General features: G+C 67.2%; 11 protein-coding genes. 9 read left to right on the top strand and 2 right to left on the bottom strand.

The features are described 5' to 3' along the window. Nucleotides 1-20: 20 nt before the first annotated feature. Nucleotides 21-1841 carry a methanol/ethanol family PQQ-dependent dehydrogenase gene (locus tag AB6809_RS12820; RefSeq protein ID WP_006046612.1) on the bottom strand — a complete coding sequence of 607 codons (1821 nt, stop codon included), beginning with the start codon at nucleotides 1839-1841 and terminating at the stop codon, nucleotides 21-23. 524 nt (nucleotides 1842-2365) lie between these two features. On the opposite strand from AB6809_RS12820, the gene AB6809_RS12825 reads away from it, so the two are divergent. The 9 genes from AB6809_RS12825 (at nucleotide 2366) to AB6809_RS12865 (ending at nucleotide 10818) form a co-directional block, all read left to right on the top strand. Beyond that, the gene (locus tag AB6809_RS12825; protein ID WP_006046611.1) at nucleotides 2366-2782 is read left to right on the top strand and encodes a 4a-hydroxytetrahydrobiopterin dehydratase; all 417 of its coding nucleotides are present in this window, start codon (nucleotides 2366-2368) and stop codon (nucleotides 2780-2782) included. Nucleotides 2783-2974: 192 nt separating this feature from the next. Next, complete coding sequence (locus AB6809_RS12830) at nucleotides 2975-4003, top strand: beta-ribofuranosylaminobenzene 5'-phosphate synthase family protein (protein ID WP_053859322.1); 1029 nt, start codon at nucleotides 2975-2977, stop codon at nucleotides 4001-4003. A gap of 285 nt (nucleotides 4004-4288) precedes the next feature. After that, the gene (locus AB6809_RS12835) at nucleotides 4289-5230 is read left to right on the top strand and encodes an NAD(P)-dependent methylenetetrahydromethanopterin dehydrogenase (RefSeq protein WP_006046609.1); all 942 of its coding nucleotides are present in this window, start codon (nucleotides 4289-4291) and stop codon (nucleotides 5228-5230) included. A gap of 99 nt (nucleotides 5231-5329) precedes the next feature. Then, nucleotides 5330-6559 carry an ATP-grasp domain-containing protein gene (locus tag AB6809_RS12840; protein ID WP_371026785.1) on the top strand — a complete coding sequence of 410 codons (1230 nt, stop codon included), beginning with the start codon at nucleotides 5330-5332 and terminating at the stop codon, nucleotides 6557-6559. Further along, nucleotides 6522-7559: a methenyltetrahydromethanopterin cyclohydrolase gene (mch, locus tag AB6809_RS12845; protein ID WP_371026786.1), complete on the top strand. Its 1038-nt coding sequence runs from the start codon at nucleotides 6522-6524 to the stop codon at nucleotides 7557-7559. The genes AB6809_RS12840 and mch overlap by 38 nt, the downstream gene beginning before the upstream one ends. Then, nucleotides 7556-8632, top strand: a complete 1077-nt coding sequence (locus AB6809_RS12850) for a RimK family alpha-L-glutamate ligase (RefSeq protein ID WP_371026787.1) — start codon at nucleotides 7556-7558, stop codon at nucleotides 8630-8632. The genes mch and AB6809_RS12850 overlap by 4 nt, the downstream gene beginning before the upstream one ends. Then, nucleotides 8616-9659, top strand: a complete 1044-nt coding sequence (locus AB6809_RS12855) for a triphosphoribosyl-dephospho-CoA synthase (protein ID WP_371026788.1) — start codon at nucleotides 8616-8618, stop codon at nucleotides 9657-9659. The genes AB6809_RS12850 and AB6809_RS12855 overlap by 17 nt, the downstream gene beginning before the upstream one ends. A gap of 146 nt (nucleotides 9660-9805) precedes the next feature. Next, nucleotides 9806-10315, top strand: coding sequence for a formaldehyde-activating enzyme (fae, locus tag AB6809_RS12860; RefSeq protein WP_006046604.1), 510 nt, complete (start codon nucleotides 9806-9808; stop codon nucleotides 10313-10315). Between the two features lie 95 nt (nucleotides 10316-10410). Then, nucleotides 10411-10818, top strand: a complete 408-nt coding sequence (locus AB6809_RS12865; RefSeq protein ID WP_006046603.1) for a hypothetical protein — start codon at nucleotides 10411-10413, stop codon at nucleotides 10816-10818. Nucleotides 10819-10906: 88 nt separating this feature from the next. On the opposite strand, the gene AB6809_RS12870 is transcribed toward AB6809_RS12865, so the two are convergent. Further along, nucleotides 10907-11467, bottom strand: coding sequence for a dihydroneopterin aldolase (locus AB6809_RS12870; protein WP_053859326.1), 561 nt, complete (start codon nucleotides 11465-11467; stop codon nucleotides 10907-10909). Nucleotides 11468-11583: the final 116 nt, after the last annotated feature.

Genomic DNA, 11583 nt, shown 5'->3' on the forward strand with positions numbered 1-11583 from the left:
GTTATTGAACCAGCCGTTGATTAACCGCCGGCACCGCCCGGAATGGCGAACACGAACAGCGTGCCGCCGAGCGCCGTGTACTTCGCGAGTTCGCGATAGCCGCCCACTGCGCCCAGACCTTCCGTCGACTTCTCGAGTCCTGCCGCCATGCCGATGCCGGCCCAGCCGCCGATGCCCGAGTACACGCCCACGTATTGCTTGCCCTGATACTGATACGTGAACACGTTGCCGATGATTCCCGACGGCGTCTTGAAGCGCCACAGTTCCTTGCCGTCCTTGATGCGGACTGCCTTCAGGTAGCCTTCGAGCGTGCCGTAGAACGCGATGCCGCCAGCGGTGGCGAGCGCGCCCGACCACACCGAGAACTTCTCCGGCTTGGACCAGACGATCTTGCCCTTCGCCGCATCCCACGCGATGAAGTTGCCCATCGCGTTGTTCTCGTTCGGACCCGGATACATCGACAGCGTCGCGCCCACATACGGCTGACCCGACACGTAATCGACATCGAACGGTTCGTAGTCCATGCAAACGTGATTCGTCGGCACGAGGAAGAGGCTCGAGTTCGGGTCGAACGCCGCGGGCTGCTGGTCCTTCGAGCCGAGCGCCGCCGGACAGATGCCCTTCACGTTGTGATCCGAACCGGCTGCCTGCGTCGAATACGCCGCGTTGCGAATCGGCTTGCCGCTCTTCAGGTCCACGCTGTCCGCCCAGTTCACGGCCGGATCGTACTTCTGCGCGACGAGCAGTTGGCCGCTCTCGCGGTTCAACGTGTAGCCGAAGCCGTTGCGGTCGAAGTGAACGATGGCGGGCACCTTCTTGCCGTCGATGGTCAGATCCGACAGGATCATTTCATTGACGCCGTCATAGTCCCACTCGTCGTGAGGCGTCATCTGATAGACCCACTTCGCCATGCCGGTATTCAGATCGCGGGCCATGATCGACATCGACCACTTGTTGTCGCCGGGACGCTGCGTCGGGTTCCATGTGCCCGGATTGCCGGTGCCGTAGTAGACAAGGTTGAGCTTCGGGTCCCACGCATACCAGCCCCACGTGGTGCCGCCGCCCAGCTTCCACTGATCGCCCTTCCATGACTTCAGCGACGAGTCTGCGCCAACCGGCACCATCTTGCCGTCGGTGTAGGTCATCGTCTTGTCGGGGTCCATCAGCATGTCCTTGTCCGGGCCCGTGCTAAATGCGGTCCAGACCGGCTTGCCCGTCTTGATGTCGTAGGCGATCAGGCGTCCGCGAACGCCGAACTCGCCGCCCGAGATGCCCGTCAGCACCTTGTCGCCGAATACGTGCGGCGCATTGGTGTTGGTTTCGCCGGCTTTCGGATTGCCGTTCTGCGCGCTCCACACGACGTCGCCGGTTTTCGCGTTCAACGCGACGAGCTTGGTGTCGGCCTGTTGCAGGAAGATCTTGCCGTCGCCATAAGCGAGCCCGCGATTAACCGTGTCGCAGCACATCACGGACACAACCGAGTCGTCCTGTTTCGGCTGGTACTGCCAGATGAAAGTCTGATCCTTGAGGTTGATCGCAATCACCTTGTTAGGGAACGGCGAGTGGATATACATGGTGTCGCCGATCACGAGCGGCGCGCCTTCATGGCCGCGCAGCACGCCGGTCGACATGGTCCATGCGACCTGAAGTTTGCCGACGTTGCTTTCGTTGATCTGCTTGAGTGGGCTGTAGCGGTGGTTGGCATAATCGCCTGCCTGAGCCGCCCAGTTAGACGGACTTTTCATGAGCCCGTCGAGCTGCGAATCGGCCTGTGCAACGATAGAGCTCAAGGCTGCCGACGCGAGGATCGCGAGCCCAAGAACCGTGGTGCGTAAGTTCATGTCTCCTCCAGAATGGTCTTGCTGTTCAACTCACGAATGACCCACGCTACCTCGCAGCACCGGGCGCGCCACCACGGAGCAGGGTAACGATCAACGCCATTCCCGATCGTTGTCGGGTTTTGCGGCGCATGTCGGCCAACGCATATTCCATGCCGATGCGGCAGCGGCGCACAGTGCAGGCGCTGTTACAAGGCGAGCGTCAAACGCCGTGCGGTCACATCGCATCAAGCCGCGCGCGGCGCGTCGGGCGTCGTCGGCCTTGGCATGTGACACGTGGATGAAACACCAATGACGGGCGACGCACGGCAACTGTGTCACGCCGTGACACCACCGATGCGCGGCATGTGGGACATACTGTGTCATGGCCCGATACGAAGCGTGTCCGTCGCGAGGCAGGCTGCATGCGAAGCGGTTCGCGCGATGCGTCGGGCCATCCGCCAGTCGCATGGCGCATCAATTGCAGCGCAACATGAGGCCGAGCGATCGATTCAACATTGCGATCCAACATTTGCGGAGCAGCGATCATGGCAAGCACAGAAAAGGTCTATTCCGACGACGAGATCCAGCAACGTCTCGTCGGTCCGCTACAGCACTGGTATGTCGAGGACGGCTGGTTGCGGCGCAAATACCGCACCGAAGGCTGGAAGGGAACGCTGATGGTGGTAAACGCGGTGGGTCATCTCGCGGAGGCCGCCTGGCATCACCCGGATCTGACGGTCTCCTATGCATTCGTGATCGTGAAGCTCAAGACGCATTCGGCGAAGGGCATCACCGACAAGGACTTCGCGCTCGCCGGCAAGATCGAGTCGTTCATCCAGTGGCAGCCGGCCACCGAGGGCGGGCCACTGGAAGGCACGCCCACCGACGACCAGCGCTTCCGCTATATCAAGTACGACGCGCCGAAGCCATCGCAGGCGCCGGAAACATCGGAAGGCGGTTGACGCGACGCATCGCGCGGCAGCCTGGTACGCCTTTCGCTTGACGTCCTGCGCCGAGCGTCGCGCGATGGCGCTCGTGGCCGCGCTCATGGCCACGCTCGTGGCCACAGTCACAGTCACGGCCACACCAATGGCCGCGTGACGATTCCTCCCGCTCGAGCGCCATCGGGTCACGCATGAACAAGGACACTCGCGATGCAGCTTCACGTTCGCCGCCTTTCGCCTGACGCCACCGTGACGGTCGACGCCCCCGCGCGGCTGCATCTGGGCTTTCTCGATCCGAACGCGTCGCTTGGGCGCGCGTTCGGCAGCGTCGGACTGATGATCGATGGCGGCGGCACTCGCATCGAAGCGCGCTTCGCCGAGCGCGACAGCATTAGCGGCGCACTATCGGACGCGGAGCGCGAGCGCATCGCCATCTGTCTCGAACGGCTGCATGCCGCGTTCGACCCGACGCCGGTCGCGATCCAGGTCACGCAGATGCCGCGCGCGCACACCGGGCTCGGCTCGGGCACGCAACTCGCGCTTGCGGTCGGCATGGCGTTCGTGCGGCTGCTCGGCCATCTGGCGACGACGTCCGAACTGGCGAGCCTGCTCGGCCGTGGCGCGCGTTCGGGAATCGGCGTGCTCGGCTTCGATTCCGGCGGCCTGCTGGTCGACGGCGGGCCGTCCGGCGATTTGCGGCCGGGCGTGCCGCCGCTACTTGCACGTCAGCCGTTTCCCGAGAACTGGCGCGTGCTGCTCGTCAGCGACACCGCGCGAGAAGGTCTGCACGGCCCCGAAGAACGGCGCGGCCTCGCGGCGCTCGCGCCGTTTCCGCAGCGGCTCGCCGCGCATCTGTGCCACCTCGTGCTGATGAAAATCCTGCCGGGCGCCGCCGAACGCAACATCGTGCCGTTCGCGCACGGCCTGACGGAGATGCAGCAGACCATCGGCGAATATTTCGCGCCCGTGCAGGGCGGCGTGTTCACGAGCCCCGGCGTCGAGCGCGCGCTGCGCGCGGTGGCCGCGCAACGCACCGCGGGCATCGGCCAGAGTTCATGGGGTCCGACGGGTTTCGCGATCGTCGGCAGCGCGCGCGACGCCGAAGCCGCGCTCGCCACCGCGCGCGAAGCGACGCGCGGCATGCCGCAGATCGAATGCACGATCGTCGGCGGACGCAATCGCGGCGCCACCGTGCGCTCGAGCGAGGCGCGGCAGCATCACCGCATCGGCGCAGCATGAAGTGCTTTTACTCCGCGCCGCGATTCGTGCACCGGGCGGTTCACGAACGGTCCGCGCATGCCGGCGATGCCGCAGCACCGCGCGCGACGCGACGCACGTCACGAACTCCCGGACGTCATGAACGCCATCAACGTCACCAGCGCGACGCGCGCCACGACATGCGACTCGCGCAAACAGCATGGCGTACCAGCCCGCGCCTTTTGCGTCATCTCGACGGGAGCGCGGCTTCTCTCGGCCCTTCCCTTGCGCAATCCACGACATCGCCATTGAAACGAGCCCCCTGCCATGTCCGACACCACTGAAAAACCCGCCGAACGGCCGTACATCCTGCACATGCTGACGGCCACCCCGCAGATGAGCCCCTTCGACGTGAACATGGCCGCCGATGCCGGCTACCAGATCATCGTGCCGTACTGCAACGTCGACGCGGGGATGGTGGCGAACCTTACGCAGGACGCGATCTTTTCGCGCGGGCCGAAAGGCGTGGCGCGCACCGGCATCTTCATCGGCGGACGCGACGTGATGCTCGCCGCCGACATGCTCGACAGCGCGCGCCGGGCAATGGTGCCGCCGTTCGAGGTGTCGGTATTCGCCGACCCGAGCGGCGCGTACACGACCGCCGCCGCGCTCGTCGCGCTCGCCGAGCGGCATCTCGCGAAGGCGTACGGCATGGAACTGGGCGGCAAGCGCGTGCTGATTCTCGGCGGCACCGGCGCGGTCGGGCGCGTGGCGGCGGCGATGGCGGCGTCGCTGGGCGCCGACGTTTGCATCGCCAGCCACACCGACGCGGCGCGCGCCACGCGGGTGAGCGACGAGCTCAATCAGCGCTTCCAGATCGTGACGAAAGGCGTGGGCACGGCGACGTCCGACGAACTGCGCGCCGCACTCGGCGAGGCCGAGATCGTGCTCGCGACCGCCGTCGCCGGCGTGCAGGTGGTGAGCCGCGACGACCTCGCCCACGCGCGTCACCTGCTGATCGCCGCCGATGTCAACGCCGTGCCGCCCGAAGGCATTGCCGGCGTGAACGTGATGAACGACGGCAAGCCGATCGACGGCGTGCCGACTGCGGGCGGCGCGATCGGCATCGGCGCGCTCGCGATCGGCAACGTCAAGTATCAGGTCGAGCACCGGCTCTTCACGCGGATGCGCACGGGCGGCAAGCCCGTGTATTTGAGTTTTCCGCAGGCGTTCGACGAGGCCCGCGCCGTCGCGGCCGGACTCGGTTGAGCGGCGCGCCGTGCGACAGGATCTTGGCATGTCACGCCTGACGGACCACGACAACGACCACAACCACAACCGCGGCGTCGCGCCGTTGCGGGAGCGGCCATGACGGCGCGTACGTCTTCGGCGCGTGCGCCGTTTGTCGCGGTGGCTGGGCTGTCTGCGCGCATGCTCGCGCAGTCCGCGGCGCGCGCGGGCCTGCGCGTCGTCGCGCTCGACCTGTTCGGCGACCGCGACACGCGCGAGGCGTCGGATCTGTGGTTCGACATCGGCGGCGGCCCGTTGTCGATCGACGTCGCGCGGCTCACGGACGCGCTCGCCCGCAGCGCGCGCTTGCCGGGCCTGATCGGCTGGATCGACGGAAGCGGACTCGAGCCGTTCATCGCGCAGTTGTGCAGCACGCCGGGTCTGCCGCGCTTCATCGGCAATTCCGTCGACGCCAGCGCTCAGGTGCGCGATCCGCGGCGCTTTTTTGCGCTGCTCGACGAGCTGGAGATTCCGCATCCGCAGGTTGCGTTCACGCGACCTCGGGAGGCGCACGGCTGGTTGATGAAACGCGCGGATGGCTGCGGCGGGACGCATGTGGAGCCGCTTGCGGCGGTTGCGGCGCGCGACCCGCTCGCCCACGACACTCCGCCGCAAGCCTACTTCCAGCGCCAAAGCCGTGGCCGCCCGATGTCGGCGCTCTTCGTCGCCGCGCGCGGCAGCGCTCGCGTGATCGGCTTCGCGCAACAACTCACGTGCAGGATGGGCACGCTGCCCTTCGTGCATGCCGGCTCCATCGGTCCGATCGGCTTGCCGCCGGCCGTCGAAATGCGGGTGCGCGCGGCGATCGCCGCACTGTGCGCCCGAGTCGGACTCGTCGGCATCAACAGTTGCGACTTTTTGCTCGACGGCGAGTCGTTCGAAGTGCTCGAGATCAACACGCGTCCGTCGTCGACGATGACGCTCTACGAAACCGCGTCGCCCGAAGCGTGGCCGCGCGGCCTGCTCACCTGTCATATCGACGCGTGCCGGCTCGGCCGCCTGCCCGCCGAGCCCGCGCGCGCGGCCTGCTGCGCCGGCCAGCAGGTGCTGTTCGCGCCGCATCCGTTCACGGCGTCCGAGGCATTCAGCGACGCCTGCCTGCGCGATCCGCGCTGCCGCGACGTGCCGATGCCCGGCACGCGGCTCGAAGCCGGCCAGCCGGTCTGCACGCTGCTCGTGCGCGCAGCGTCCGTGGACGTGGTTCGGCACGCGCTCGACGCGCAGCACACGCTGGTTCTTGAACGAATCGAAACCTGCCATGAGCCCTTCCATGAGCCCGACCGTGCCATCCTCCACTGCCACACCTGACGATAACCGTCCACCGCTGGCAGCCGCGCTCAGCGTCAACGCCCTCAGCGAACGCCTCGTCGCGCGTCTCGTCGACGATGCGCCGCGCTTCGGCGCCGCCGTCAGCCGCACCGAGAACGGCACGGTGCTCGTCGACGCGGGCGTGGCCGCGCCGGGCAGCGTCGCGGCGGGCGTGCTGATCGCGCGCATCTGCATGGGCGGCCTCGGCCATGTGACCGTGCGCGAGAGCCTGGACGCAAGGCCGCTGTGGCCGAGCACGATCGAAGTGCGCACCTCGTGGCCCGTGCTCGCCTGCCTCGGCAGCCAATACGCGGGATGGAGCCTCGCCGCCACCAAGGAGCAGACCGGCGGCAAGAAGTTCTTCTCGCTCGGCTCCGGCCCGGCGCGCGCGCTTGCCGTCAAGGAACCGCTCTTCGCGGAACTCGGCTATCGCGACCATCACGACCGGGGCGCGCTGGTGCTGGAAGTGGACCGTCTGCCGCCGCAGGTGATTATCGACAAGGTGCTCGCCGACTGCGGTCTCGCGCCCGAGCGGCTCACGCTTGTCACCACGCCGACACACTCTGTCGCGGGAACGGTGCAGGTGGTGGCGCGCGTCGTCGAAGTTGCGCTGCACAAGACGCACGTGCTCGGCGTCGCGCTCGACGAAGTGGTCGAAGCCGGCGGCTCCGCGCCGTTGCCGCCGCCCGCGCCCGACGGCGTTCAGGCGATGGGCCGCACCAACGACGCAATCCTCTACGGCGGCCGCGTGCATCTCACGGTCAGGCAGGATGCGGTGGCAAAACGGCTCGCCGCCGAGTTGCCCGCGTCGAACTCGCGCGATCACGGCCGCCCGTTCGCGGACATCTTCACGTCGTTTAACTACGACTTCTATCAGATCGATCCCGCGCTCTTTGCCCCCGCCGAGGTGTGGGTCAGCAGCCTGGAAAGCGGCGCGACGTATCACGGCGGCAGCGTCGACGCGGATCTGCTGCATGCTCAATGGAGCGGCAAGCCATGAGCTTGCCCTTGCCGCTCGCATGCCCCAAAGCGGACGAAAAGGCCGAAAAGGACGACGGCGGCACGAACACGTCAGCCGCGCCGGCCCCGCTGCGCATCGCGATCATGACCGACGAAACCGGCTGGCACACCGGACGCCTGAAAAAAGCGTTTCGCGCGCGCGGCGCCGAGGCGCGCTGCGTCGATCTCGCCGACTGCCGGATCGATACGACATGGCAACCGCACGGGCTCGTGCTGCCCGGCTTCGGCCATACGCTGCCCGATGCGGTGTTCGTGCGCGGCATCGCCGGCGGCACGTTCGAGCAGGTCACGCTGCGGCTCGGCATCCTGCACGCGCTGCGCGAATCGGGCGTGCCGGTCTATAACGACGCGCGCGCGATCGAACGCAGCGTCGACAAGTCGATGACGAGCTTCCTGCTGCATCGCCACGGCGTGCCGACGCCCGCGACGTGGGCGGGCGAATCGGCGGCGTTCGCGCAGCGCGTGCTGATGCGCGAGGCCGCGGCGGGCCGCCAGGTCGTGCTTAAGCCGCTATTCGGCTCGCAGGGTCATGGGCTCAAGCGGCTGGGCGCGCGCCGCGCGGCGTCTGCGCTGCTTGCGCCGCTGCCTTCGCTGAAACCTTATAGCCAGGTCGCGTATCTGCAGCGTTATATCGACGGCGGCCGCGCCGGCTTCGACTGGCGCGTGCTGGTGATCGGCGCGCGCGCGGTGGCGGCGATGCGCCGCACCGGCGGAAAGGGATGGATTCATAACTTCGCGCAGGGCGCGACGTGCGAGCCCGCCGAGCTTGACGCGCCGCTCGCGCAAACCGCCGTGCGCGCCGCCGAGGCGCTCGGGCTCGACTATGCGGGCGTCGATCTGATTCCCGATCCGCACGACGCCGCCCGGCCGCTCGTGCTCGAAGTGAACGGCGTGGCGGCGTGGCGCGGCCTGCAATCGGTGACGCCGATCGATATTGCGGCGTTGCTCGTCGACGATCTGCTGTTTCGCAAGCTGCCGGCGCAGCGCAGCACGTCCGCGCTTGCCGAAACCGGCGACGCGGCCGTGGTGGCGCTGCATGGGCGTCATGGTTGAGCCGGAATCCGGTCGCGCCGACGAGCCAGGCGGCTCGACGGGCCGCTTGTTGAATCCGGACGCTCATCGCGATGCCGACACCACGGCGCATGAGCGCATGCGCGCTGCCTTCTTGACCGCCTGCCGCCTCGACGTCGACACGCCGAAGCCCGGCAACGTCAGCGTGGACAGCGAAGGACACGGCATGAGCGCCGCGCAGTTCCTCGCGAGCGCCGACGCCGCCGCCGACGCGCTGCTCGCGCGCGGTGCGCCAATCGGCCAGCGCCTGCTCGACGCGGTGACGCGCACGCGCGCGGCCGTCGGCTGCAATACGAATCTCGGCATCCTGCTGCTGGTGGCGCCGCTCGCGGCGGCGCTCGAACAGACTGCGCATCCGCTGTCGGCGCCCGCATGGCAAGCCGCGACCGAACGCGTGCTCGCGCGGCTCGACGTTGACGACGCGCGCCTCGCGTACCGTGCGATCGCGCTGGCAAATCCCGGCGGTCTCGGCGACGCGCCTGAGCAATCGGTGCACGACGCGCCGACGGTCGGCCTGCGCGACGCGATGGCGCTCGCCGCCGCGCGCGACAGCATCGCGCGTCAGTATGCGGAAGGCTTTCGCGACATCTTCGAAACGGGGCTTGGCGCTTTGCGGGAAGTTTGTGGCGAGCAAGCGCTGAACGCGACGCGTGAGGTCACGCTCGCCGCCACCCTAAACCTATTCCTCACCTTCCTCAGCACGTTGCCCGACTCGCACATTGTGCGTAAGCACGGCGCGGCCGTGGCGCAGAGTGTCACGCTTGCGGCACGCGAACGGCACGCGCAATGGCGAAGCACGCTCGCGCAAGCCCGCCTCGGCGCGACCGGCCCATCGCTCGAAACACTCGAAGCGTCCGCTGCATTCGACCCACTTCGCGCATGGGACGCCGAACTCAAAGCCGCCGCCATCAACCCCGGCACGAGCGCGGACCTGACCGTGGCGACGCTGTTCGTCGCCCTTTGTCTCGACGACGAAAACAACACGAGCCGCACTCACAGCGCACCATAAGCGCCAACCCGCCACGCACTGGCACGGAACCTGTTAGTGAATGCCATCGTGCATCAACCGCCGCCGGGCGTTCGCGGACCAGGAACGTCGCGGGCGGCGTGTCAGTCAGTCGGCAAGTCCCCCATTCCACTCATCGGAGGAACAGCATGGCCAAGATCAATCGCGTCCTGATAGGAGAGTCGCTCGTCGGCGACGGCAACGAGGTCGCACACATCGACTTGCTGATGGGACCGCGAGGTTCCGCTGCGGAAACCGCATTCTGCAATGCGCTCACCAACAATAAGGATGGCTTCACATCGCTGCTCGCGGTCGTCGCGCCGAATCTGCTAGCCAAGCCAAACACGATCCTCTTCAACAAGGTGACGATCAAGGGCGCGAAGCAGGCCGTGCAGATGTTCGGGCCAGCGCAGCATGCGGTGGCGCTCGCCGTCGCGGACAGCGTCGAGGACGGCACGATCCCGGCCGACGAAGCCGACGACCTGTTCCTGTGCGTCGGCGTGTTCATTCACTGGCAGGCGGAGGACGACAAGAAAATTCAGGAGTACAACTATAAGGCCACGCGCGAGGCGATCCAGCGCGCGGTGAGAGGCGAACCGACTGCTGCCGAAGTGGTACAGAAGAAGAGCAGCGTCGCCCATCCGTTTGCACCCAACTGATCGATGGCTCGGGGTCCGCGCGCGCGCCGCCGCACAGCGCTGCCGCGCGGACCTTCGCAGTGCGCCACGGTGCAATTGCTTTGAAGAGGCATGAGATGACCCTACGATGTCGCGCGCTGGCGGCGTGTGCCTGCATCGCGCTCGCCGCACCGCTCGCCTGGGCGGACGGCGACGCACCCAAAGCGGCTGGCCCGGCGGGAGGCTACAACTACCCGACGACAGGCCGCGTCGAATACGTGCTCGCGTGCATGGACGACAACGGACACGATTTCGCCAACGTCTACAAATGCTCGTGCGTGATCGACAGAATGGCGACCGCGCTGCCCTACGACGAGTTCGTCGATCAATCCACGTTTTCCCGGTATGCGTCGCTGGGCGGCGAAGGCGGCGCGGAGTTTCGCGTCGACCACGCGAAGGCGCAGACGAAGAAATTCCGCGCGCTGCAGGCCGACGCTTATCGTAGCTGCGGGCTCGGCACCGACAAGACGGCGGCTTCGAAGTAGAAGAATCGCGGGCACGCGGCCCGCACTATGTTCGCCACAGCGTGCGCTACCGAACCGGCCATGCCATTGCATGCGGTTCGGCCGCGCGTCAATTCGGAATCAGCCCCGCGCCTAGCGACGCATAATCCGCGAGACCGCCTTGCGCAGCCGCCGGCTTCGGCATGTCGCTGCGCTGCCGTTCGATCTGCACGCCGACCGCCGCGACATCGTCGAATTTGGCCGGCTTGGCAAGCGCCACGCGTACCCAGTGCGCGCCGAAATCGTTGATGAGCAGGCGCGCCACCGCTTCGGCCAGCGCCTCCAGCAGACGCACGCCGTGCGATTCCAGCAGCGCATGCAACGCCGCGCGCACCGCCGCATAGTTGATGGTGTCCTCGATACGATCGGTCGCGCACGCGCGCAGCGCCGGTACGCCGATCGCCAGATTCATGCGCACGGGTTGCGGCACGTGCAGCTCGCTGCTGTCGATTCCTATAATGGTCTGACCGATAAAGTTTTCGATGAACACGACGTCCATGCGGCCCGCCGGCGGCGCTTCGGAAGGCGCGCCCCACGGCGCGCTCGCGCGCGGCGCGGCGGTGTCGGCAGTCGAAGCGGCCGAGGCGGCGATTGGGAAGCTCGCGAGGCGAGCGATGTCGATACGGTCCATGGTGTACTCCGCCGCCTAGCGGCAACAAGTTAAATGACGCAACCCGGGTAAACGCAAGTAGTACAGGATGAGCCGCGCGCGCAGCACGGTGCGGCGTGCATTGATTAAAAGCAAAA

The organism is Paraburkholderia sp. RCC_158, assembly GCF_041355255.1.
Lineage (GTDB): Bacteria > Pseudomonadota > Gammaproteobacteria > Burkholderiales > Burkholderiaceae > Paraburkholderia > Paraburkholderia graminis.

What these genes read in the sequence shown, in the direction of transcription:
- AB6809_RS12840 (WP_371026785.1), top strand. Translation starts at nt 5,330, where the DNA reads ATGACGGCGCGTACGTCTTCGGCGCGTGCGCCGTTTGTCGCGGTGGCT.
- AB6809_RS12865 (WP_006046603.1), top strand. Translation starts at nt 10,411, where the DNA reads ATGACCCTACGATGTCGCGCGCTGGCGGCGTGTGCCTGCATCGCGCTC.
- mch (WP_371026786.1), top strand. Translation starts at nt 6,522, where the DNA reads ATGAGCCCGACCGTGCCATCCTCCACTGCCACACCTGACGATAACCGT.
- AB6809_RS12855 (WP_371026788.1), top strand. Translation starts at nt 8,616, where the DNA reads ATGGGCGTCATGGTTGAGCCGGAATCCGGTCGCGCCGACGAGCCAGGC.
- fae (WP_006046604.1), top strand. Translation starts at nt 9,806, where the DNA reads ATGGCCAAGATCAATCGCGTCCTGATAGGAGAGTCGCTCGTCGGCGAC.
- AB6809_RS12825 (WP_006046611.1), top strand. Translation starts at nt 2,366, where the DNA reads ATGGCAAGCACAGAAAAGGTCTATTCCGACGACGAGATCCAGCAACGT.
- AB6809_RS12830 (WP_053859322.1), top strand. Translation starts at nt 2,975, where the DNA reads ATGCAGCTTCACGTTCGCCGCCTTTCGCCTGACGCCACCGTGACGGTC.
- AB6809_RS12850 (WP_371026787.1), top strand. Translation starts at nt 7,556, where the DNA reads ATGAGCTTGCCCTTGCCGCTCGCATGCCCCAAAGCGGACGAAAAGGCC.
- AB6809_RS12835 (WP_006046609.1), top strand. Translation starts at nt 4,289, where the DNA reads ATGTCCGACACCACTGAAAAACCCGCCGAACGGCCGTACATCCTGCAC.
- AB6809_RS12870 (WP_053859326.1), bottom strand. Translation starts at nt 11,467, where the DNA reads ATGGACCGTATCGACATCGCTCGCCTCGCGAGCTTCCCAATCGCCGCC.
- AB6809_RS12820 (WP_006046612.1), bottom strand. Translation starts at nt 1,841, where the DNA reads ATGAACTTACGCACCACGGTTCTTGGGCTCGCGATCCTCGCGTCGGCA.